The 22325-nt window shown below is 63.1% G+C and carries 18 protein-coding genes; 10 read left to right on the forward strand and 8 right to left on the reverse strand.

The annotated features are described in order from the left end of the window. Positions 1-140: 140 nt before the first annotated feature. Entirely contained in the window at positions 141-455 is a 315-nt protein-coding gene (locus IPV69_RS15530; protein ID WP_206290604.1) for a hypothetical protein, read from the forward strand. A gap of 213 nt (positions 456-668) precedes the next feature. Here the strand turns inward: IPV69_RS15530 and IPV69_RS27590 are convergent, their stop codons facing one another. Next, on the reverse strand, positions 669-1127 hold the full coding sequence (locus IPV69_RS27590) for an RNA recognition motif domain-containing protein (RefSeq protein WP_261361972.1): 459 nt from the start codon (positions 1125-1127) through the stop codon (positions 669-671). Positions 1128-1908: 781 nt separating this feature from the next. Here IPV69_RS27590 and IPV69_RS15545 point away from each other — a divergent pair. Continuing rightward, on the forward strand, positions 1909-2901 hold the full coding sequence (locus IPV69_RS15545) for an IS110 family RNA-guided transposase (RefSeq protein WP_206290195.1): 993 nt from the start codon (positions 1909-1911) through the stop codon (positions 2899-2901). A 67-nt stretch (positions 2902-2968) separates the two neighbouring features. Here the strand turns inward: IPV69_RS15545 and IPV69_RS15550 are convergent, their stop codons facing one another. Further along, positions 2969-4123 carry a DegT/DnrJ/EryC1/StrS family aminotransferase gene (locus IPV69_RS15550; RefSeq protein WP_206290605.1) on the reverse strand — a complete coding sequence of 385 codons (1155 nt, stop codon included), beginning with the start codon at positions 4121-4123 and terminating at the stop codon, positions 2969-2971. Positions 4124-4290: 167 nt separating this feature from the next. Then, a complete protein-coding gene (locus tag IPV69_RS15555) occupies positions 4291-5019 on the reverse strand; it encodes an oxygen-binding di-iron domain-containing protein (protein ID WP_206290606.1) in 729 nt (242 codons plus the stop codon). 165 nt (positions 5020-5184) lie between these two features. Between IPV69_RS15555 and IPV69_RS15560 the strand changes: the two genes are divergently transcribed. Then, positions 5185-7422, forward strand: coding sequence for a catalase (locus IPV69_RS15560; protein WP_206290607.1), 2238 nt, complete (start codon positions 5185-5187; stop codon positions 7420-7422). A 294-nt stretch (positions 7423-7716) separates the two neighbouring features. Here the strand turns inward: IPV69_RS15560 and IPV69_RS15565 are convergent, their stop codons facing one another. The 3 genes from IPV69_RS15565 to IPV69_RS15575 form a co-directional block, all read right to left on the reverse strand. Continuing rightward, positions 7717-8760, reverse strand: coding sequence for a SpoIID/LytB domain-containing protein (locus IPV69_RS15565; RefSeq protein WP_206290608.1), 1044 nt, complete (start codon positions 8758-8760; stop codon positions 7717-7719). A gap of 468 nt (positions 8761-9228) precedes the next feature. Continuing rightward, positions 9229-10134 carry a DNA-directed RNA polymerase subunit alpha C-terminal domain-containing protein gene (locus tag IPV69_RS15570; protein WP_206290609.1) on the reverse strand — a complete coding sequence of 302 codons (906 nt, stop codon included), beginning with the start codon at positions 10132-10134 and terminating at the stop codon, positions 9229-9231. A 143-nt stretch (positions 10135-10277) separates the two neighbouring features. Further along, the gene (locus IPV69_RS15575; protein WP_206290610.1) at positions 10278-11006 is read right to left on the reverse strand and encodes a GDSL-type esterase/lipase family protein; all 729 of its coding nucleotides are present in this window, start codon (positions 11004-11006) and stop codon (positions 10278-10280) included. Positions 11007-11248: 242 nt separating this feature from the next. Between IPV69_RS15575 and IPV69_RS15580 the strand changes: the two genes are divergently transcribed. The 3 genes from IPV69_RS15580 to IPV69_RS15590 all read left to right on the forward strand — a co-directional run bounded on the left by IPV69_RS15580 (position 11249) and on the right by IPV69_RS15590 (position 17099). After that, positions 11249-12394: an alpha/beta hydrolase gene (locus IPV69_RS15580; protein ID WP_206290611.1), complete on the forward strand. Its 1146-nt coding sequence runs from the start codon at positions 11249-11251 to the stop codon at positions 12392-12394. A 160-nt stretch (positions 12395-12554) separates the two neighbouring features. Further along, the gene (locus IPV69_RS15585) at positions 12555-15365 is read left to right on the forward strand and encodes a PA14 domain-containing protein (protein WP_206290612.1); all 2811 of its coding nucleotides are present in this window, start codon (positions 12555-12557) and stop codon (positions 15363-15365) included. A gap of 192 nt (positions 15366-15557) precedes the next feature. After that, the gene (locus tag IPV69_RS15590) at positions 15558-17099 is read left to right on the forward strand and encodes a PQQ-dependent sugar dehydrogenase (protein ID WP_206290613.1); all 1542 of its coding nucleotides are present in this window, start codon (positions 15558-15560) and stop codon (positions 17097-17099) included. 54 nt (positions 17100-17153) lie between these two features. On the opposite strand, the gene IPV69_RS15595 is transcribed toward IPV69_RS15590, so the two are convergent. Continuing rightward, entirely contained in the window at positions 17154-17645 is a 492-nt protein-coding gene (locus IPV69_RS15595; protein ID WP_206290614.1) for a hypothetical protein, read from the reverse strand. 355 nt (positions 17646-18000) lie between these two features. On the opposite strand from IPV69_RS15595, the gene IPV69_RS15600 reads away from it, so the two are divergent. From IPV69_RS15600 to IPV69_RS15615, 4 genes are all read left to right on the forward strand, one after another. Beyond that, a complete protein-coding gene (locus tag IPV69_RS15600; protein ID WP_206290615.1) occupies positions 18001-18885 on the forward strand; it encodes an NHL repeat-containing protein in 885 nt (294 codons plus the stop codon). A 234-nt stretch (positions 18886-19119) separates the two neighbouring features. Further along, positions 19120-19704, forward strand: a complete 585-nt coding sequence (locus IPV69_RS15605; protein ID WP_206290616.1) for a class I SAM-dependent methyltransferase — start codon at positions 19120-19122, stop codon at positions 19702-19704. 89 nt (positions 19705-19793) lie between these two features. Continuing rightward, the gene (locus IPV69_RS15610) at positions 19794-20639 is read left to right on the forward strand and encodes an inositol monophosphatase family protein (protein WP_206290617.1); all 846 of its coding nucleotides are present in this window, start codon (positions 19794-19796) and stop codon (positions 20637-20639) included. Beyond that, entirely contained in the window at positions 20636-21157 is a 522-nt protein-coding gene (locus tag IPV69_RS15615) for a hypothetical protein (RefSeq protein WP_206290618.1), read from the forward strand. The genes IPV69_RS15610 and IPV69_RS15615 overlap by 4 nt, the downstream gene beginning before the upstream one ends. 86 nt (positions 21158-21243) lie before the next feature. Here IPV69_RS15615 and ftsY read toward each other — a convergent pair whose 3' ends face one another. Continuing rightward, entirely contained in the window at positions 21244-22203 is a 960-nt protein-coding gene (gene ftsY, locus IPV69_RS15620; protein WP_206290619.1) for a signal recognition particle-docking protein FtsY, read from the reverse strand. Between the last annotated feature and the right edge of the window lie 122 nt (positions 22204-22325).

A 22325-nucleotide genomic window follows, 5' to 3' on the forward strand; every position in this document is an offset into this window, starting at 1 on the left:
CCGTCTTCTGGTCGGGGGGTTGCGTTCAGCAAGGGGCGTCCAGTAGGCCACCGATATCGGGGAGTTTCGCAGCAAAACGCGAGTACGAGAGCACGCTGCTGATTACCTACCTCAATGCCCATGGACATCGAACTCCACCCATGTACGTCCTAAACGGAGTCGAATTGGGTGTGAGCGACGAAGGCTTTTCTTCCCTGCTCAAAGAGTTGTCGAAACACCCGGAGAGGTCGGTCCTGAACGACGTCACACCAACAGGCATTCCCATGGTGGACGATGGTGGAGGGTTTTTCCAACGTCCGCCGTATCTCGCGCGATGGAAGGAGTTGGAACATGTGCTGGCGCAGCGTCGCATGACTTTTGAGAGGGAGGGGCGACAACAATTCCCGCCAGTGCCCGGACAGCCCAAATTTCCCGAGGAGTATGGGGTACTGCCCGGTGCTAATGAGAAGCCGTAGGAATGAAATCGCGATGTCCGATCCCGGTAAGTAGGGCGGGCACTGCCCGCCGAAGAAGGTATCGCCAAGCGAAGGCGTGTCATGTTGGTGGATGCGGGGATGTTACGACCGGTCTTTCCCTCCCTTTAGAAACGAACGGGGCCGCGGCGAAAATGGTTCGCCGCAGCCCGTGCTTGTGATGGACGTTGAGTTGAGAGATTCGTCGACGGGGTATTAGTACCGGTCGCCGCGATCGCGGCCGCCGCCACCACCACCGCCGCGGCCACCGAAGCCGCCGCGGCCACCGCCACCGCCACCGCCGCCGTAGCCACCACCACCGCCACCACCACCGTAGCCGCCGCGACCACCGCCGCCGCCGCCGCCACCGTAGCCGCCTCGGCCACCACCACCGCCACCGAACCCGCCGCGACCACCGCCGCCTTCTTCCTTCGGGCGGGCGATATTGACAGTGAGGGCTCGGCCGTTGTGCTGCTGCCCGTTGAGGGCGGCAATCGCGGCTTCGGCCTCGTTGTCATCGGCCATCTCGACGAAACCGAAGCCTTTGCTTCGGCCCGACTCACGGTCATTAATGACCTGAGCGGAAAGGACCTGACCATGCGCGGCAAACATCGCTTCGAGCTCCGAGCTATCGACTTGGTAGCTCAGGTTCCCGACATACAACTTCTTAGCCATTTGATCTCCTGGAAATGGCTAGACTCCGGCCCTGAAAAAGGAATGGTTCTTTCCGGACCGATCGAAAGAGGTTGACCTGCAACCGATGCGGGGAGAAGTGCAGAAGGCTGCAAATGCAGCTTCGGGAGGCACCCCGTGTGCGAACTGGACGGAGGAATGAGCGAACACTCGAGCTTTCCTGAGGCCTATCGACGAAACCCGCCACCTACTGTTTTTATAACCCGGGGTTAAGGAAATGCAATTGGAATCTGGCGGATTTGTGCGGGGCTTGAGGAGGCGGTAGGAGGGAGATCACCACGGAGGCACGGAGACACGGAGGGCAACTGGTGGAGTGCGGGCCTTCTTCTGTGCGGACGGACATTCTTGCTGTCACTTGGGTCCAACGCGGGTCCTTGCACTGAAGGGCGTCTCTTTTGGACCGCTATGGCAAACGAAAGGAAGCACCTTGGGCAACTTGAGCGCCGGCTTTAGACCCGAGAGACAGACATCATTCCTCCAGACCAGAGCTCGCACTTAACCAGTTGCCCTCCGTGTCTCCGTGCCTTGTATGTTGGATTCCGTTCCGCCTGATGGTTCAATGCCGCATGCCGCTTCGCGGGCTTCGAAGCGTAGCGAGAAGCCCGCGAAGCGGCGGCGGACGACAGATCGTTCGTGCCCAGACGCCGTCATGGACGTCGTCACGGAGCCTGATCGTCGTTCGTCGCGTGCGACTAACCCGAACAGCCGACTGAACCCGTCGCCCCGGCGACGGAGTTCGCATTCGCAAGGCAGGGAAGCCACCATGCAGCACGAAGCCAACAGCAACGCCGTTCCGTCCGCCGCGGTGTCCGATGTCTCGTTGCCGGTCGCCGGCATCGACGTCGCCAAGGATCAGCTCGACGTCTTCATTGATGTCGTCGCCCAGCGGCTGCGAGTCAGCAACAACGACGAGGGGGTCGCACGCCTCGTCGCCACGCTGCGTCAGCACAAGGTTCGCCTGGTTGTCCTGGAGTCCACCGGCCGGTACCACCGCGCCGCGGCCGCCGCGTTGCTTCAGGCCGGCGTCAACGTCTCGGTCGTCAACCCCAAGAACGTCCGCGCCTTCGCCGTCGCCGACGGCAGGCTCGAGAAGACCGACGCGATCGACGCCCAGGTCATCGCCTCGTTCGGACGGGCGCTCAACCCGCGGATTACCGCCAAAACGCCGGAGAAACAGACGGTTCTGGCCGACCTGGTCTCCCGGCGTCGCGGCCTGGTGCAGGTCCGGGTCGCCGAACGCAACCGCGGCCAGGGACAACTGCCCACGCTGGCGGCCACCCAGTCCACGAAGCTGCTGCGGCTGGTCAACCAGCAGATCGAGGATCTGGACCGCGCGATCGCCAAGCTGATCGAAGGCGACGACGACTGGCACAATACGTCGAAGATCATCGACTCGGTGCCCGGCATCGGGCCCGAAACGGCTAACCAGCTGGTCTCCAGCCTGCCGGAGCTGGGTAAACTCAACCGCCAGGAGATCGCCAAGCTCGTCGGCTTGGCGCCGCTCAACTGCGACTCGGGCACGCAACGCGGCCAGCGGCATATCCGCGGGGGGCGGGATCACGTTCGAAACTGCCTGTACATGGCGACGTTCAATGCCCGGCAACGCTGCGACAAGTTCCGGCGTTTCTTCGATGGTCTTGTCGGGCGTGGCAAGCATTACCAAGTCGCGATGACCGCCTGCATGCGTAAGCTGCTGGTCATCCTGAACGAGATGGTGAAGAACAAGACCCATTGGGACTCGAAGTTCGCGTCATAACTTTTCTGGAGCGTTCACTTGAAAAAGCACACAGCCGCTCCGTGGTGTCTTCTTCTTCCACCCCAGCCTAGAACCTTCCCTTCCGCGCCATCAACACCTTCTCCAGCACGCGGTCCAGCGTCGCGCATACCGCGAGCACCTGCTTCTCCGTCATCTTTGTGAAGAACGGCAATGCGAGGGTGCGGGAAGACACATACTCGCAGATCGGGAAATCACCGGCCTTGTAGCCGTACTTCTCCACCATGTACGGCTGCAAATGGATGGGCGGGAAGTAGTTGTTGCAGCCGATGCCTTCCGCCCGCAGCAGGCGGATGACCTCGTCGCGCTCGCCCGGCTCGAACAGGTCGTTCAGCCTCACGACGAAGACGAACCAGCTCATGTGCAGGTCGTCCATGACCGTCGGCAGGATCAGGTACCGGTTGGTCATCAGCCGGTCGAAGTACAGCTGCGCCACCCGCCGGCGGTTTTCGAGCAGTTCTTCCAGCCGCTGACACTGCACGACACCCATCGCCGCCGAGAGCTCGTCAAGCCGGTAGTTATAGCCCAGGCGTTGATGGGCGAGCCAACTCATGCCGTCGCGGCCCTGGTTGCGGAGGGACCGGCACATCGCAGCGATTTTGTCGTCGTCGGTGACGATCATGCCGCCTTCGCCGGTGGTGATCTGCTTGTTGGGGTAGAAGCCGAACACGCTGGCCCGCCCGAACGACCCGATCGCGCGGTCGCCGCGGGGGGTATCGACATGCCCGCCGAAGCCTTCGCAGGCGTCTTCGATCAGGGCAAGTTCGTGCTTTTGCGCGAGTTGCTCGAGCTCCACCATCCCGCCGGGGTGGCCGAAGCATTCCACCGCGACGATCGCCTTGGTTTTCGGCGTGATTGCCGCCGCCACCTTGTCGACGTCCATGTTCAGCGTCTTGGGGTCGATATCGACAAACACCGGCTTGGCATCGACGAACAAGATGCTGTTGGCGCTGGCGACAAAGCTGAACGGAGTGGTGATGACCTCATGCTCCGGCCCGATGCCGCCGGCCACCATCACGCAGTGCAAACCGGCCGTCCCGCTGGAGACGGCGATCGCGTGCCGGCGGCTGCTGATCTTTGCGCACCGTGCCTCGAACTCCTCCACCTTCGGCCCGATGGAGAGCGTGTCCGAATGCAGGACGTCCAGGACGGCGTCGATTTCGAGCTGGGTAATGTCGGGCTTGGATAACGGAATATTGGGCATGGCGGCTCAGGTCTCCGCGGCGCAAGTCCATTTCAAGCCGCGGCAGATGTCGATTGTGGTGGGCATCGCCCGGACGTCAAGCGGGGCGGAAACGCGGAATTCGGAATGCGGAGTGCTGAATCGCATCTCCAATTCCGCATTCCGCATTTAGCATTCCGCGTTTCCCCTCATTTCCCATCAAACGCTTCCCGCACCAGCCCCGCCAGGTCGCACAGCGCTTTGCTGCCGTCGCCGACGTAGCTGGAGCCGTGCATGATCGCCAGAGTTTTCGGCTTCAACTCGGCCATCCGCCTCAGCAGCGGCTCGGTCTGGCTCGTGTAGGGCATGTAACCGGCCATCGGCCCCGACTGCATCATCTTCATCGCGTCGCGGACATTGCCGATCACGTCCGCGTCGGTGACGGCGGGGCGCTGGCCGAAATGATGGAACAGGTCTGAACAAAACAGCGTGCGGTCGGTCTCCTCGAACATCACCCCCGCGTCCCACCCGTGCGGCAGGTGCGGCGACGAGATGTACCGGAACCGCCGACGCCCGGTGTTGAGCACATCGTCCGCCCCCAGCGCTCGCGCCGGGCGGATCGAAAAATCGTCCACGTTGACGACCTTGCCCACAAAGTTGCACACCGGCTCGGCATTCGGCGCGATGCGCAGCCAGTCATTGAGCGACCCACACTCGTCGGCCTCGAAGTGGCTCCAACCAATGTACCGCAGCGCCGCCGGGTCAATCAGTGTCGCGACGGCTTCCCGCAGTGGCGCGAACGCGCCCCGGTACCCGGTGTGGAACAGCAGCGGCGCGTCATCTCGCACCAGGAAGTGGCTGAACTGCATGTCAAACGCCGGCTCATACAGGCAGATGCGAAAGACGTCGGGGGCGATCTCATCAATTTGTGCGGCCATAACGGGTGACCTCCAAAGCCGGATCGAGCAACCGACGGCATGTTACCGCAACCCTGTGCTCGAGGTCGATTGAAGCCCGAAAAACGCGGAAAAACTCCAGGAGAATCAGGGCTGCCAGTTCCGAGCGCGAGCTGTACCGTGCTCCACTCAACCAAGGAAACGAGCATGCCAAAGCAACCCCCATCCGACTCGACGCGTCGCCAGTTTTTAGCATCTGCCAGCACCGTCGGTGCCGGCCTGATTGCCGCAAACGCCGTTGCCCCTGCGGCAACCGGAGCGCCCGCGGCAGCAGGTGCCCCACCGACAGATCCTGCCAACGTGCCCACGCCTTCCGGCGACCCCAAAACCGATCCCGTTGCCACCACCACCGGGGCCGGCGGAGAAACGCACCAGACGGCAGGCGGCCCGTCCGTGCTCACCACCCAGCAGGGGGTGCCGGTCGCCGACGACCAGAACACGCTTCGGGCCGGCCCGCGCGGACCTGCGCTGATGGAAGACTTCCACTTCCGTGAAAAGATGTTCCATTTCGACCACGAGCGCATCCCCGAGCGGGTCGTCCATGCCCGCGGGTTCGGCGTGCATGGCTACTTCGAGAGCAACGGCGCCCTGGCCAGCGTCAGCCGCGCGGCCGTGTTCGGCAAGGGCGAAAAGACGCCCGTCTTCGTGCGCTTCTCGACCGTCGCCGGCAACAAGGGCTCGGCCGATCTGCCCCGCGACGTCCGCGGGTTTGCCACCAAGTTCTACACCAAAGAGGGCAACTGGGACTTGGTCGGCAACAACATGCCCGTGTTCTTCATCCAGGACCCCATCAAGTTCCCCGACATGGTCCACGCCTTCAAGCAGGAGCCGGACCGCGGCTTCCCACAGGCGGCGACCGCGCACGACAACGCGTGGGATTTCCTGACGCTGACGCCCGAATCCATGCACATGATCATGTGGGTCATGTCCGACCGAGGTATTCCGCGGTCGCTGCGGTTCATCGAGGGGTTCGGCGTTCACACCTTCCGCCTGGTCGATGCCGGCGGCAAGAGCACGTTCGTCAAGTTCCACTGGAAGCCGAAGCTCGGCCTTCAGTCGGTCGTTTGGAACGAGGCGGTCAAGATCAACGGCGCCGATCCCGACTTCCACCGCCGCGACCTGTGGGACGCCATCCAGGCCGGCGAGCGGCCGGAGTGGGAACTGGGCGTACAGCTATTCGATGAAGCATTCGCCGAGAAGTTTGACTTCGACATCCTGGACCCGACCAAGCTCATTCCCGAAGAGCAACTGCCAGTGAAGGTGGTTGGCCGGATGGTGCTCGACCGCACGGTCGACAACTTCTTCGCCGAGACCGAGCAGGTCGCGTTTTGCACGCAGAACGTAGTGCCCGGCATCGACTTCAGCGACGACCCGCTCCTGCAGGGGCGGAACTTCTCGTACCTCGACACCCAGCTCAAACGGCTCGGCGGGCCCAACTTCACCCACATCCCGATCAACGCGCCCAAGTGCCCGGTCATCAACTTCCAGCAGGACGGCCACATGGCGATGCGCAATCCGAAAGGGCGGGTGAACTACGAACCCAACACCTGGGGCGACCAGGCCGGACCGCGCGAATCGCCTGAGAAAGGGTTCCAAACCTTCCCGGCGGCGCTCAACGGCACCAAGGTGCGCGCCCGCCCGGAAACCTTCGCCGATCACTACAGCCAGGCCCGGCAGTTCTTCATCAGCCAGACGCCGGTCGAGCAGGCGCACATCGCCGACGCGCTGATTTTTGAGCTGAGCAAGGTGCAGCGGGTGGACATCCGCGTGCGGATGGTGTCGCACCTGTTGAACATCGATCAGGCCTTGGCGGACAAGGTCGCCGCCGGGCTGCGGCTGGCCGAAATGCCCAAGCCCATGCCCGCGGCGAAGCCGACCCGGCAGGATCTCAAGCCGTCGCCTGCGCTTAGCCTCCTGTCGAACGGCCCGAAGTCCTTCGCTGGCCGCAAGGTCGGCGTACTGGTCATGGACGGTGCAGACGCCGCGTTGCTGAAGGCGCTCGCCGGCGCCCTGAAGGCCGAAGGCGCGACCCTGAAGTTGATCGCGCCGGAAGTAGGCGGCTTCAAAGCAAGCGACGGCGTGATGCACCCCGCCGACGAAAAGCTGGAGGGCGCCCCGTCCGTGCTATTCGACGCGGTTGTGATCCTGGCCCCCGAAGGCGGTGCCGCCGATCAACTGGCCATGAAGCCGGCGGCCCGCGACTTCGTCGCCGACGCCTTGGCGCACAAGAAGTTCATCGGCTACACGCCGGGCGCGATGCCACTCCTGCAAAAAGCCGGTGCCCCCGAAAAGCCGGACGGAGGGATGACGTCGCTGAAGGTGGCCGGCGACTGTGACCAGTTCGTCGAGCGGTGCCGGCAGTTGCGGTTCTGGGCACGGCCGTGACGGAGTCCGTACCGCCAATCACAATTTGACGAGGAGCGAACCACAAACTTGACCGTGATTCGCGACTTGGCACCGCCGAGCGCCTGCTCGGCTCTGCAGCAGCGGGGCGAACGCGCCCCGCTGCCCGGCGTGGAATAGCAGCGTCGCATCATCCCGCACCAGGAAGTGGCTGAACTGCATGATGTGGCTTAACTGCGTGTCGAACGTCGGTTCGCAAAGGCAGCTGCGGAAGTCGTCGGGAGCGATTTCGTCGATTTGAGCGGCTATCGTCGGAATCCGCCTGCCAGGCGATCCTCAGTATCCCTTCAGCAGCACCGCGCCGGGATAGGCGTCCTGCACGATCGCCTCGTGCGTCTGCCCTTGCCGTGCCAGGGCTTCAATGCACCACTGGCAGAGCCCGACACCGTGGCCGAAGCCGTGCCCTTCCTCAAACCGCACGCTGTTGCCGGCGACGACCGGCGTGACGTATGAGCTGAACAGCTTCGCGTTGTCGGGGGCATCCCAGTTGACGGCAACGCGGAACTGTTCGCTGCCCAGGATGTACCGGGCACCACGGTTATCCTCGATCGCGAAACCGACCGGCCGCCCGGCGGCATTGGTCTTGACGATCTCGACCTTCCGCACGCCGACAATGTCCTTCAGCGGCGGGTGCTGCGACTTTCCGAACAGTTTCAGTCGCCGGGCCAGCTCGTCGCGGGAGACGACGATCGCCGGCCAGTCGAACTTCGCCTTGTACTTCCCGGCCGAGATATCGCACCGCCTGCCGACGGCCTTTGGCATCAGCGGTGCGATCGGCGTCTCGTCGAACGCGTCCGACGCAGCCTGCGTGGCCCCGCCACAGCAGGAACTGTAGTACGCCTTGAAGATCCGCTCTTTCCCGGGCGGGCCGAACGCGACGACGATGCCGGCGGTTTCGGAAGCAGCCTGGATGCTCTTGGGTGTCTCCGATTTGATTCCGCCGTACATCTGGCTCCGCACATCGCTGTGCAGATCCCAGTGCCTGGATTTTGGCGATGTTCGCGAGACAAAGATCGCGTAAGTCCGGGCCGCGATCGCCTGTGCCTTGTAGGCTTCGAGATGGAACTCGGGGTAAAGCTCGGCCGCGAGCACGCCCTTCAGGTAATCGTCGATCAGCAGATGATTGACGACGTCAAACTCGCCGGTAGTGCCAGCCGTAGTGCCTGTCGGTACGAGCACCAGCGTGCCGCGATACGGACGGCCTTCGACCGAAAGCGTGCCTTCGGGCTCCGGCTGAAGGGTCAACGTTCCGACACCGAGCGGCGTCTGACCGATCATCCAACCTTCGGCGGAACGGGTCACCGGTACGGCGGTATTCACGGGGAAGCTCAGCCGTCGGACCTCACCCCCCGAACTGCGAACCACCGTGGACTTTGAAAGCCCCGACGCCGTCAATCGCACCTGCGACTCGCCCGCAATGATGCGAACACGGACTGTCGGCGGTCCCGACGGCAGCGCATCAACGGTCGGCGGCCGATCATGGCCACAGCCCAGAGGAAAGACGAAGGCCCCCAACAGCATTGCGATGACAATGCCGGCAGACCAACGTACGGAAGAACGCGCGAGGATACGGCGGGCGTCCATGCCTGTCCTTGGAGAGCGACTCGTTTCGGCCGACGCGCAATCCGTTGCGGTCGCCAGTCACAAGAATACCCCGGGACCGCTAGCGGGGGAAGGCAACGCCGACGTGTCGGGACGCGGGCACGCGGTCAATCGATGAAACGAAAAAGGAAGGAATGCGGATGCCGCATTCCTTCCCGTGGCTTGTAACCCGTGCGCGGGCGAAATCTATTCGTCCAGCTTCCGCAGCGACAGACCGAAGCTGGCCAGCTGCTGCTTGATTTCGTTCAGGCTGGTCTGCCCGAAGTTCTTGCAGCCCAGCAGTTCGTCTTCCGTGCGAATCGCGAGTTCGTTGAGGGTGTTGATGTTCAGCCGCTGAAGCGCCTTGCGGCTGCGGACGCTCAGTTCGAGATCCGAGACCGACTTGGCCAGCACCTCGTTGGGGACGTTCCCGGCCGGAACCGGGGCGCGCCGTGCCGCCGAAGTCTTGCTCTCGTCGGCGTTCTGCCCCAGCCGCATGCCCTTGGCAGCGAGCAAGGTCTTGATCTCGTTCAGGCTCGTTTCGCCGAAGTTCTTATAGCTCAGCAACTCCTGCTCGGTCGTCTTCAGCAGGTCGCCGAGCGAGCGGATGTTCATCTTCTTCAGGCAGTTGCGCGACCGCACGGAAAGCTCAAAGTCGCTGATGGGGATGTCCATCACGGCATTGCGCTTGTCGGGCTTGGAGTCGTCTTCGAAATACTGGCCACGTGCCGACTCCACGTCCTTCATGTAGAGGCGGGCGCGCTCGTGATTCGGATTCGTGCGAAGGATCGCATCGAGGCAGCGATGAGCCTCTTCGTAGTGGTTGTTGTCCTCGTACAGCACGGCGAGGTTCATCAGGGCGTTGAGATGAACCGGAGCGCTGGTGGAAATCCGCTCGTAGAGCTCGATCGCGCGGGCGTCCTCGCCGCGCCGATCCACCAGCACGGCCAGTCGGAAAGCCGCCTGTTCGTGGTCGGGGTTCTCATTAAGAGCGCGCTCGTAGAAATCGAGAGCCTTTTCGTGGTTTCCCTCTTTCTCGGCGTCATGCCCCCGTTTGAAAAACTCTTCGCTTGCGCGTTCGTTGATGGTCGAAACGTTCAGGTCGGTAGCCATAGTGTTCGATTGGGTCGGCGAGATCAGGCAATCGCGGCGCAGCGAGGCAACGGGCGAACTACCGCCCAGCCGCGAATCACTAAGCAATACGGGATCAGACGCGAAATGTCAACCGGCAGGGACCGGAGCCCCTGGCCCGTGACCTATTTCACATACGGTTTGGTCAGCGCCACGCGGATCTTATACCCCTCGGCACTGGGGTGCAGTTTGTCGCTCACGAACAACGCTTCGACGGGCGCGCCATCGGGGCCGAGGTGGGCTTCCCAGATGTCGATATAGCTCTGAAGCGGGTCGGTCGCGACGTACGCTTTCACCAAGGCATTGGCCTGTTGTTGCTTTTCCCGCTGCGACCATCGGGCCGGGCTCGGGCCGATTCCCATGAACGCAATGCGGACCTTCGGCAGATCGGCACGCAGCAACGCGACAAACTGCTTGTAGTCGGCCAGCACCTGCTCCGGCGACTTGCCCGCGTTGATGTCGTTCCCCGCCGCTTGGAAGACAATCAGCCGAGGCTTGTAAGGCAGGACGACGCGTGGGGCGAAGTGGATGCAATCGGAGATCTGCGATCCGCCGAACGCGCGGTTGAAGACATCGACCCCCGGGAAGTCTTCCTTCAGTGTCTTCCAGAGCCGGATGCTGCTTGCGCCATAAAACAGCACGGCGCCCTGCGGCGGCGGGGACATCTTGTCCGTTGCCTCGTAGGCGGCGATGTCCTTCTCGAACCGCGCCGGGCCGGCGGGGGGCTTCGCCTGGTTCGCCGGCTTCGCGGATGGCTTGGCTGTCGCCGGCGCGTCGGCCGCCGACAACGGCAAGACCACGGCGAGCAAGGAGGATAGAAGGACACCCGATCGAAGGAAGTCGCGGCGGTTCAAGGAAGTCTCCGTGGGAAAAGGGAAATGGTTTTGGGAGAGCGTGGGGAAAGGATAACGTGGTACACGGCGATTTCTGTTCTGAAATCAGAAATCTGGACATCAGCATCTGTGCGATCTGCACTCCGTGATCCGGGCTCGCTCAAACGCGTGCCTCATGCAATCCCCTATCACCTAATCCACTGCCAGACGGGCGACAGCACTTAAACACCGCGGTCGGCCCGCGCGTACATCCGGTTACACCCATGAACACCAGAAAACCCGCTCGCGTTGCTCTCCTCCTCGGCCTGATGGCCGCCGTACAGCCGGCGATGGCCATTGCACAGGCCGCCCCCAAGCCCGTTGCCCCCGCCGCCAAACCCGCTCGGCCCGCGCCGCCGACGCGCGATCCGAACGCACCTGGGTTCGTCGCCAAGAAGGAACTGCCGGACGGTCAGATCCCCTCGGCCGATGCCGACGGCAACTTCATCATCGGGCCCACGCACACGAAAGCGCCGGAGATGACGGTGAAAGACGGCGTGCCGCAGGGAACGATCTTCAACCTGACGATGAAGTCCACCGACAGCAAGATGTACCCCGGCATCGCCAGAGAGCCGGGGACGTTCGGCACGGTCGATCCGAAGAACCCCGCCAAGCTGGACGTGCCCACGAGCCACGCCGCGCCGTACACCCGGAAGGTGGCGGTCTATGTGCCCAAGCAGTACGTCGCGGGGACGGCCGCCCCGTTCATTGTCGGTGCCGACGGGCCGGACAAGAACCTGTTCATCGCGCTCGACAACCTGATCCACCAGAAGAAGGTGCCGGCGATGGTGGCGATCTCCATCGGCAACGGCAGCGGCGACGCGCAAGGGAGCCAGCGTGGGCTCGAATACGACACCATGTCGGGCAAATACGCAGAGTTCGTCGAGACCGAGGTCCTGCCGCTGGTCGAGAAGGAGTGCAACGTCAAGTTGACGAAAGACCCCGAAGGCCGCGCCACGATGGGGTGCAGCTCGGGCGCTTCGTGCGCGATGATCATGGCGTGGTATCGCCCCGACCTGTACCGCCGGGTGCTGAGCTACTCGGGCACGTTCGTGAACCAGCAGTGGCCGCACAACCCCGAGACCCGCGGCGGGGCGTGGGAACTGCACGCATCGCTCATCCCCAACAGCCCGCCCAAGCCGCTCCGCATTTGGATGGCCGTCGGCGACCGTGACCTTCTGAACCCCAACCTGATGCGCGACGACATGCACGACTGGGTGCTGGCCAACGAGAACATGGCCAAGGCGCTCGCGGCGAAGGGTTACAAGTACCAGTACAACTTCGTCAAAAACGCCGGCCACTGCGACGGGAACATGAAGGCGCAGACATTGCCGCTGGCGCTGGAGTATGTGTGGAAGGGGTATAAGTAAGGCGGGATTCTCGCCACCCTAACTTCGCGACGTGTAAGCGATTGCGGCGTTGGTACGACATCAATTTGTAAACGGTAGGTCGTTTCGGCGATAACTCTTTGCGTCTCCTGGCGCGGTTCCGGGATGACGTCTTCGTCTGCGGCCACTTGAAGGACTCTCCATGCTGAACGGGTTGCGTCGGATGGCTCTGGCCGGATTGGCTCTGGGTTCGTTTTGGGCATCGGCTGCGCCGGTCGTCGCCGCGCCGCCAGTTGTACCCGGGGTGGATCGGCTCAAACCCGGCGATCCGGCTCGGGGCGAACTGTTGCTTGGCGAGCTTAACTGCATCAGTTGCCACGCCGCTCCGGATGCCCAACGGATCATTCCCCGGCAGGCACCGGATCTGACGCAGGTCGGCAGCCGGGTCACGCCGCAGTTCCTGACGGCTTACCTCGCCGATCCGCAGTCGGTGAAGCCGGGGACGGCGATGCCCAATGTCTTCCACGCATCGGAACCGGCAGCGAAGCAGGGCGCGGTCGAGTTCCTGACACACTACCTCGTCTCACTCGGCGGGCCGATCAAGACCTCGACCGAAGAAGGATCGCAGCCGCAGATCGACGCCGGTGATCGGCTCTTCCATACCGTCGGCTGCGTTGCATGCCACTCGCCGGTGACCAAGACCGGCAAACCCATCGACACAAAGCTGCCGTCCGTGCCGCTGGGAAACCTCGCGAGCAAGACGACGGTCGACCAGCTCACCAAGTTCCTGCTCGACCCGCACAAGGCTCGGCCGTCGGGCCGGATGCCGCAGTTGTCGTTGACCAGTGACGAGGCCAAGTCGATCGCCGTGTATCTGCTGCGCGATCAGCTCAGCAATCCCGCCGCGAAGGATGCGCCGCTGATGGCCGTCGCCGGGCTGCGGTACAGCTACTGGGAGAAGGAAGTCCCCGATTGCAAGATCGAGACGCTCGACGCCCTGGGCGCGCCCAAAAGCGCCGGCCGGGTGAAGAAGATCGACCTCAAGATCCCCGGCCTGCGAAACCAGAACTACGCGATCAAGTTCAGCGGGCAGATCGATATCGAGAAGGACGGCAAGTACACCTTCCACACCGAGTCGGACGACGGTTCGCGCGTCTACATCGACGGCAAGTCGGTCGTCGACAACGACGGCATCCATCCGCCGAGCAAGAAGTCGGGCACGATCGAACTGAAGAAAGGTTCGCACGCGTTCGCCGTGACATTCTTCCAGGGCGGCGGCGGGGCGGAGTTCAAGGTCGAATGGCAGGGCCCCGGATTCAAGAAAAGCGCGATCCCCGCTGACGTCCTGGCCAGCGTCGATGGCAAGCCCATGATTCCGCTCGGCAGCGAGCCGTTCACTGTCGACCCGGGCAAGGCGCAGATGGGCAAGCAGATGTTCAGCGTGCTGGGGTGCGCCGCGTGCCACAACATCCCGGCGCAGAAGTCGATGCGGCCGTACAAGCCGCTGGCGGAGCTGAACATGGAATCGGTCGAAGGCTGCCTTGGCGACAACATTCGCAAAGGCGTGCCGAAGTACGACCTGTCGGCCGATCAGCGGACGGCCATCAAGACGACACTGAAGGACAAGCCGGCGCTGGCCAAGGCGCTGACGCCCAAGGAGCAGGTCTCGCATTCGATGGCGGCCCTCAACTGCTACGCCTGCCACAAGCGTGACGACATCGGCGGCCCGTCTGAAGACCGTGCCGGTTACTTCACGATGACCGCCGAGTTCGACATGGGCGAAGAGGGGACGATTCCGCCGGTGCTCACTGGCGTAGGCAACAAGCTCAAGCCGGCGGCGCTCGGTCAGATCGTCAACGAAGGCAAGCTGCACATTCGGCAGGTGCTGGCCACGCGGATGCCGGTGTTCCAGAAGCCGCAGACCGAAGCCCTGCTGACGGCGCTGCCGGTGGTCGACACCGCCGCCGCGGCCGCTCCCGCTGAGCCGAAGTTCGAAGAGAAGTCCGCCAAAGACGGCCGCGTGCTCTTCGGCGTGAAGGGGCTGGGCTGCGTGAACTGTCACGGCGTTCTGGGAACCAAATCACTGGGCATGCCCGCGCCCGATCTCACCACCGCCCACGAACGCCTGACCTACACCTGGTACAGCAAGTTGATGCACGACCCGACGTCCATCAACCCCGGCACCCGCATGCCCGGTTTCTGGCCCGGCGGCGTGGTCGCGGTGAAGGGTTTGGGCGGCGATACCGCCGACGGGCAGATCAACGCGATGTGGGACTACCTCTCACTCGGTTCGTCGATGGCGTTGCCTGCCGGGCTCGCCCCGACGGGCAGGAGCGAACTGGTCGCGGTCGATGAGCCGGTGCTGCACCGCACGTTCTTTGCCGGCGTCGGCCCGCGGGCGCTGCTGGTCGGCTATCCCGAGCAGCTCAATGTCGCGTTCGATGGCAACCTCGTCCGTCTTGCGACGGTCTGGCGCGGGCGATTCTTCGACCCCGCCGGAATGTGGGACGGCCGCGGCGGCAAGGCGAACGGGCCGCTCGGCTCGGCGACTGTCGAACTGCCGGCGACGGCGACTTTCGCCACCCTCGCCAGCCCCGGCGATCCGTGGCCCGTCCCGACGAAGAACCCCGACGACGGCGATGTCGCGCGGAATATCGGCGGCAAGTTCCTCGGCTACGACCTCGACGCCGACAAACGTCCGACTTTCCGCTACAGCCAGGCCGGCGTGGAAATCCGCGAGCAGCCGGTCCCCCGTCTGCAGCCGGGTGGCGTGCAACTGGTCCGTAAGTTCGAATTGACCGGCAAGGCCGAGAAGTTCCACATGCTCGCCGGCCAGGGAAAATCGATCGAAGAGAAGTCGCCGGGCGAATATGTCATCGACGGCAAGCAGACGATCCGCCTGCCCGCCGGTTTGAAGGCGACCATCCGCGAAGACGCCGGCGGCAAGCAGTTGATCGTGCCGATCGACCTGAGCAGCGGCAAAGCGGCGTTCAGCGTTGAGATGTCGTGGTAGGTCGTAAGCACGGGCTGCCAGTGCTTCCAGCCTGTGGGCTTCTTAGCGACGCATCTGTGACGTGGGCTTCCAGCCCGTGTGAGGTGTGTTGAAGTAGATCGTCGTTCGACTTGCAGATGAACTGATATTGAATCGATCGGACTCCAGCACCGTTCGCACGGGCTGGAAGCCCGTGTCACTGACGGGATCTCCATGAAAAGTATTCTGAATCGTCTGGTGATTGCTGCGTTTGCCCTCTCGGTCGCTGCACTTCCCGCATTCGCCCAGAAGAACGCGGCGAACGGGCCGATGTACAAGCCCGACGTCGCCGAGGAGGCCAAGTACTACAAGATCGTCACTATTCCGATCCCCGAAGACATCACGCTGGAAGTCGGCGGCATCGAGTGCATGCCCGATGGCACGCTGATGGTCGGCACGCGCCGGGGCGATATCTACAAGGTCGAGAACGCCTACTCCGATCCGCCGAAGGACGTGAAGTTCACCAAGTGGGCCACTGGTCTGCACGAGGTGCTGGGCCTGGCGTACAACGCGAAGGATGGCTACCTCTACGCCGGCACGCGGCAGGACATCACCAAGCTGAAGGACAAGAAGGGCGTCGGTTACGCCGACACCTACGACATCTTCTGCGACCAGTGGGCGATCACCGGCGACTACCACGAGTACGGCTTCATTTCGCCGTTCGACAAAGACGGCAACCTCTACGCCGTGCTGTGCCTGACCGGCTCGTTCAACAGCAACGCACCCTGGCGCGGCTGGGGCGTGAAGATCACCCCCGATGGCAAGATGCACCCGTTCGCCAGCGGTATTCGCTCGCCTGGTGGTATCGCGTTCGACGGCAGCGGCAACCTCTACTACACCGATAACCAGGGCCCCTGGAACGGCACCAGCTCGATGAAGCTGCTGAAGCAGGGTGCGTTCGAAGGCCACCCCGGCGGCAACAAATGGTACGACCTGCCCATCAACCAGAAGGAGATGGGCAAGCGGCCGACCGACCCGCAGACCAACAGCCGGATCTACATCGAGATGGAGAAGATCCCGGAGTTCATCCCGCCGCCGATCTGGCTGCCGCATAGCCGGCTCGGACAGAGCGCCAGCGGCATCGCCGCCGATACCTCGGACGGCAAGTTCGGCCCGTACGGTAAGCAGATCTTTGTCGGCGATCAGCACCACAGCAATGTCGTCCGCTGCTCGCTCGAAACGGTCAACGGCCGCACCCAGGGCGTGGCGATCCCCTTCAAGTACGGGTTTGGCAGCGGCGTACTCCCGATGAAGCAGGCACCCGACGGATCGATGTGGGTCGGCGGCACCAACCGCGGCTGGGGCTCGGTCGGCCCGAAGCAGTTCGCCCTCGAACGTCTCGTCTGGACCGGCAAGAACGCGTTCGAGATCTTCGACATGAAGGTGACCGCCGACGGCTTCGAGCTCAAGTTCCTTGAGCCGGTCGACACGCAGCTCGCGTCCGACCCGGCGACCTGGCAGTTTGAGAGCTACAGCTACCTGTATCGCAGCGACTACGGCAGCCCCGAGGTCGACGCCGGTACGCCGACCGTGAAGAAGGTCAACGTCCTCGACGGCGGCAAGACCGTCCGGCTGACGGTCGAAGGCATGAAGATCGGCAGCATTCACGAGCTGCACGCCGATAAGCTCACCAGCAAGGAAGGCCAGAAGCTGCTGCACCCGGTGGCGTACTACACGCTCTGGGCCATGCCCAAGGGGGAGCAGGCGTCGCGGTGACTGCGTAGTGCGGTCGAGCCCTCGGTTGAACACAGTCGCTGCATCGAACCGGGTTCAAATCCACTGGTCCCGGAAGACGTGCAACGCATGCCAGTCGTCCTCATGAAACAGGTCGGGGCAGCGGTCGCGGTGGCCGAGCAGTTCGTCAAAGAACTTCTCGGCGTCCTCCTCGATCCGTTCCCGGGTGCAGCCCATCTTCAGCCGCTTGGCGTAGACGTCATCCTCCAGGCTTGCCAGCCGCAGCGCTTCCTGTCCGGCGTGGTCGCGGACCAGTGAGATCAGGCTCTGGTAAAACAGCCAGACCGGCTCGCTCGGCAACGCCGGCGGATTGCAATGGCGGTGCAGGGCGTGCTCGAAAAAGTGCAGTTTCTTCGGCCAGCGCAGCTTCGGGTCCAGCGCCAGGCTGACATACTGGGCCACCTTCAGCGCCTCGTGCAGGTGCACATTGCCGGCCTTGTCGGCCTTATGCACCATCCGGGCGTACTGAGACTCGGGAAGGCCGATGGTAGGCATCGGCGGAAGCTCGATGTGCTGCGTTGCAATCATGGCCGGCATCACCTTGTGTGCCGGGCGGCGCGTCGCGAACTTCGAACAACAGCGGCGGTCGTCCGGGTCGATCGTTGCGATCCACCTTCACGTTCCCCCACGCGGCCGCCGTCGGGATCGAATCCGGGGCCACGGTGAGTACGTCGAGTTCTCCAAAGCCCGTCGCCGGGATGTGTACCGAGACTTTACTCGGCGGCAACGGACAGCAGATATCTCACGATTATCCTGAGCCTGACGGCACGATTGCAACCGTTTTTTCGCGAGATTGCACCGCGGCGACTCCAGTACCTTGCAGCGGCAAGAGTTGCCGGAATCGCGATGTAGCGTCACAGTGGGGTTCGGTGATTCCATGACCATGTCAGCGTCCCGTCTTCGTCTGTTCGTCGCAGGAATGATCGCATCATTCGCTGTACACGCCCCCTTCTTCACCGCACGAGTCGTCACCGCCAACGCTCCTGCAACGCTGCCGGCCCCCGGCTTCCACGCCGGGCGTATCGCCGCCAAGGCGATCACCGAAAGCTCCGGCCTGATCGCCAGCCGGGCCCATCCGGGGGTCTATTGGACGCACAACGACAGCGGCAGCCCGGCGGAGATATTCGCGATCGATGCCACGGGAAAGCTCCTCCGCACCTACGCCGTCGCGGCGAAGAACATCGATTGGGAAGACATCGCGATCGACGACGCCGGAACGCTCTACATCGCCGACACCGGCAACAACCGCCGCGACCGCAGGGAAGTCTATGTCCACGCCGTCGCCGAGCCCGACCCGGCCAAAGACGCCGGCGCAGCAGCGCTGCGCGTCAAGACCACCTGGTCGCTGCGTTATCCGGGCGACAAACCGTTCGACGCCGAGTGCCTGTTTGTCGTCGGCGGCAAGGGATACGTCGTCTCGAAGTTGCTGAACCTCGGCCAGGCCGGCCTCTACCGGTTCGATATCGACCCCGCCAAGCCCAGGCAGGTGCTGGAAGCCGTTGGTGTACTGCCGATCCGCTTCCCTGTGACCGCCGGCGACGTGTCGGCCGACGGCAAATGGCTGGGCATCAATAGCGTCGCCGGGCCGTACCTGTTCCGTATTGATGGCGACGTGATGAAGGCACCCAAGGTCGAGCCCAAACGAGTGACGTTTGCCAGCCCGAAGATGGAAGCCTGCACGTTCACCACCGAAGGTCTACTGGCGACGACCGAGGACAACGACCTGTTTCTATTCCGCTGGAAGGATTTCGGCGTTGATCCGAAGTGAGGGATAAGCGTCTCGGGAGCGTTTTCTCAAATTGTCATCCTGAGACGTGTGACTTCTTCAGGAGCCGCGCACGAAGTGTACTCACGGAGTAAGCGGGAACCGTGACGGGTCTGGGTCATCCCCGCTTACTCCGTGAGTACACTTCGTGCGCTGTTCCTGAAGAAGTCACACGCTCTGAGGTACAAGGTCCTTCACTTCCTTCAGGATGACAGTTTATTCCAACCGGCCGCCCGCATGCCTGACCACGACGCCCCCATTGACGACCTCGACGAAGACCTGTCGATCCGGGCCGAATACGAGCGGCTTGGCCCGCCCGAGTACTACCGCCGCCACGGCCGCGAGTACCGCAACCCGCACGAGCATGCCATCACCCGGGGCCTTGCGCTGGCGGTCGCGCGGTGGTCGCCGGATCTTTCGCACGTGCTGGACCTGGCCGCCGGCAGTGGGGAAGTCACGCTGGCGCTGCGGTCGGCCAGTGCATCGAAGGTCGACGGTATCGATCCGTACACTTTCGACGCTTACGCCCGGCGGACGGGACAGCCCGCCGAGCGATTTACCTTCGAAGACATCGCCGCCGGCGTGCTGATTGATCGGCAGTTTTCGCTGATCGTCTGCTCGTTCGCGCTGCACCTGTGCGAAGAATCCCGCCTGCCCCGCGTCGCGACGCAACTGGCGATGATCGCGCCGATGCTTTGGATCGTGACGCCGCACAAGCGGCCGAGACTTCAGCCGGCCTGGGGATGGACGGATGTGGATGAGTTTGTGGTCGAGCGCGTACGGCTGCGATGTCACGTTTCGACGATGTGCTTCAGCGGATAGAATGCGCGGCCATTGTCCGCTTCTTCAACCGGAGGTGGGGGCAAAGGCATCACTTGCCCTCGCCGCGTCGCACCTCTACTCTCCGTGCCATGACTTGGGATTCCTCCGAAAACCTTGCCCATGACCTTCAGTTTGCCGTCGAGCTCGCCCGCGGCGCGGGGAAGATCGTGCTCGATCACTACGGCAAGGTCGAACGCCTGACCAAGACCCATTCGATGACGACCGCCGAGGCCGTCACCGATGCCGACCGCGCCAGCCAGCGGTTTATCGTTGCGGGTCTGCGCCGGCGGTACGAAAACGACGGCATCATCGGTGAAGAGAATGACAGCGGGTCTGCGATCACCTTCGAATGCCCGGATCCCAACGGGCGGGTTTGGGTCATCGACCCGATCGACGGCACGAACAATTTCGTCGCCGGGCTGGGCAATTTCGGCGTGTGCATCGGCATGATGAAGGAAGGCATGCCCGTGTTGGGTGTGGTGTATGACGTCACCCGGGATGTGATGTACACCGCCGCCAAGGGGCACGGGGCGTGGATCGGCAGCCGACGGCTGAGCGTTCAGCCCGGTGCGATGAATGACAGCTCGGTCATCATGCTGACCAGCAACCTGCTGGATAAGCAGGGGCAGTTGCCGCCGTTCACAACCCGCTGGCTGAGCCAAACGAATTGGAAGATCCGCATGCTCGGCTCGGCCGCGCTGGAAGCGGTTCAGGTGGCGGCGGGCGTGGCGCAGGGGGCGATTACCATGAACGGCAAACTGTGGGATGTCGCCGCCCCGGCGGCGATCGTGCAGGAGGCCGGCGGGTTGATCCTCAGCCTGTCAGGCCGGCCGGTGTTTCCGTTCGATCTGCGGGAGTATTCGGGAGCCAAGGTGCCTTTCGTCGCGACAACGCCGGCGGCGCGGGATGTGATGATGGACGAAGTGGGAAGATGAAGCGCTGTGGCATGGGCAAGTACGCTTGCCCGTGTCTTCGCGCCGACGAGCGCGACTCAGTCATGGACACCAAGCCACCATCGACGACTTCCAAGACTATCGCCGGATGGATTGCGGTATTTGCCACGCCGGCGGCCGTCGTTTTATCGGCGATCCATTTCGGTTTCAGCGGAACCCATCGCGTGGGCAAATACTGGCTCGACGTCGGGGACCAGATCATCGTACTCGACTATTTTTGGCAACCCGTTCTGAAGATATGGCCGATCCTATCGATCATCGTTCTGCTGTCGCCGCTGACCCTCTGGTTCGTCGAGAAGGTGCGGATGAAAAGAGCGATGAACTGGAATCGGTTCAACCTGTCACGTAAGGGAATCTGCTGGAAATGCGGGTACGACCTCCGCGGAACACGAGAGCACCGTTGTCCCGAATGCGGAAGCATCAACGGCAGAGGCGACCTGATTTGGTCCGGCTCGTCGGGAATCATGGAGACAACCGACGCAACACAAATGCAAAGCTGAGATCATGCAATGAAAACTGCAGAATTAAAGAAGCCACTCGACGGCCTCTGATCGTTCGCCGTCAACCGATTTCTGCATTTCTCGGATCACCCGAACAGCGCCTCCACAAACCGCTTCGGCTCAAACGTTTCGATGTCCTGAGGCGTCTCCCCGAGCCCGATGAACTTCACCGGGATGTTGAGCTGCTGCTTGATCGACAGCACCACGCCGCCCTTGGCGGTGCCGTCGAGCTTGGCGAGCAGGATTCCCGTCACCGCGATCGCCTGCCCGAAGTTCTTGGCCTGCAAGACGGCGTTCTGCCCGGTGGTCGCATCCAGGACGAGCAGCACCTCGTGCGGCGCGCCTTCGATCCGCTTGGTGACGACGTCGCGGATCTTCGTCAGCTCGCGCATCAGGTGGTCCTGCGTGTGCAACCGGCCTGCCGTGTCGACAATCAGCACGTCGATCCCGCGCGTCTTGGCCGCCTCGCAGGCGTCGTAGGCGACGGCGGCGGGGTCGGCGCCCTGTTTATGACGGACGATCTCCACGCCAATCCGTTCGGCCCAGATCGATAGCTGATGCACCGCGCCGGCGCGGAACGTGTCGCTGGCGCAGACCATCACCTTCTTGCCCATCTCGTTCTTCAACAGCCAGGCGAGCTTGGCGATGCTGGTGGTCTTGCCCGCACCGTTGATGCCGGCGACGAGAATGACCGTCGGCCCGGCTTCGGCAAAGTGCAATTCGCGGTCGTCCGATTTCGACGGCGGCGCGCCCTCGGCCGGGGCGGCGGTGAGCATGCCCAGGACTTGTTCGCGGATCACGCCCAGAGCATCCGGTGCGTTCCTGATTCGCCCCAGCCGCCACTTGTCGCGGATCGCGGTGACGATGCGGTCGACATTGCCCACGCCCATGTCGGCTTGGAGGAGCTTTTCTTCGATCTCGGTGAGGAAGGTATCGTCGATCTGCCGCCCGGGCACGAAGAGCGTGCGGACGTCGGTATTGAGCACCTCCGCGGTCTTCCGCAGGGCACCTTTGAGCTTGTCGATCGTCTTGGAAAAGAAAGCCATGGTTGTGAGGTGGTCAGCGTCTGAGGAAGAAGATTTCGACCACAGATGCACACAGATGAACACAGATAAGAGAAGGCTCCGTCAGTGACAGGGGCTGCCCGTGTCCTTTTGGATGCTCAACA

The organism is Humisphaera borealis (assembly GCF_015169395.1).
Taxonomy (GTDB): Bacteria; Planctomycetota; Phycisphaerae; order Tepidisphaerales; family Tepidisphaeraceae; genus Humisphaera; species Humisphaera borealis.

What these genes read in the sequence shown, in the direction of transcription:
- IPV69_RS15590 (WP_206290613.1), top strand. Translation starts at nt 15,558, where the DNA reads ATGAAAAGTATTCTGAATCGTCTGGTGATTGCTGCGTTTGCCCTCTCG.
- IPV69_RS15530 (WP_206290604.1), top strand. Translation starts at nt 141, where the DNA reads ATGTACGTCCTAAACGGAGTCGAATTGGGTGTGAGCGACGAAGGCTTT.
- IPV69_RS15560 (WP_206290607.1), top strand. Translation starts at nt 5,185, where the DNA reads ATGCCAAAGCAACCCCCATCCGACTCGACGCGTCGCCAGTTTTTAGCA.
- IPV69_RS15585 (WP_206290612.1), top strand. Translation starts at nt 12,555, where the DNA reads ATGCTGAACGGGTTGCGTCGGATGGCTCTGGCCGGATTGGCTCTGGGT.
- IPV69_RS15570 (WP_206290609.1), bottom strand. Translation starts at nt 10,134, where the DNA reads ATGGCTACCGACCTGAACGTTTCGACCATCAACGAACGCGCAAGCGAA.
- IPV69_RS15600 (WP_206290615.1), top strand. Translation starts at nt 18,001, where the DNA reads ATGTCAGCGTCCCGTCTTCGTCTGTTCGTCGCAGGAATGATCGCATCA.
- IPV69_RS15610 (WP_206290617.1), top strand. Translation starts at nt 19,794, where the DNA reads ATGACTTGGGATTCCTCCGAAAACCTTGCCCATGACCTTCAGTTTGCC.
- IPV69_RS15615 (WP_206290618.1), top strand. Translation starts at nt 20,636, where the DNA reads ATGAAGCGCTGTGGCATGGGCAAGTACGCTTGCCCGTGTCTTCGCGCC.
- IPV69_RS15595 (WP_206290614.1), bottom strand. Translation starts at nt 17,645, where the DNA reads ATGATTGCAACGCAGCACATCGAGCTTCCGCCGATGCCTACCATCGGC.
- IPV69_RS15550 (WP_206290605.1), bottom strand. Translation starts at nt 4,123, where the DNA reads ATGCCCAATATTCCGTTATCCAAGCCCGACATTACCCAGCTCGAAATC.
- IPV69_RS15605 (WP_206290616.1), top strand. Translation starts at nt 19,120, where the DNA reads ATGCCTGACCACGACGCCCCCATTGACGACCTCGACGAAGACCTGTCG.
- IPV69_RS15580 (WP_206290611.1), top strand. Translation starts at nt 11,249, where the DNA reads ATGAACACCAGAAAACCCGCTCGCGTTGCTCTCCTCCTCGGCCTGATG.
- ftsY (WP_206290619.1), bottom strand. Translation starts at nt 22,203, where the DNA reads ATGGCTTTCTTTTCCAAGACGATCGACAAGCTCAAAGGTGCCCTGCGG.
- IPV69_RS15545 (WP_206290195.1), top strand. Translation starts at nt 1,909, where the DNA reads ATGCAGCACGAAGCCAACAGCAACGCCGTTCCGTCCGCCGCGGTGTCC.
- IPV69_RS15555 (WP_206290606.1), bottom strand. Translation starts at nt 5,019, where the DNA reads ATGGCCGCACAAATTGATGAGATCGCCCCCGACGTCTTTCGCATCTGC.
- IPV69_RS27590 (WP_261361972.1), bottom strand. Translation starts at nt 1,127, where the DNA reads ATGGCTAAGAAGTTGTATGTCGGGAACCTGAGCTACCAAGTCGATAGC.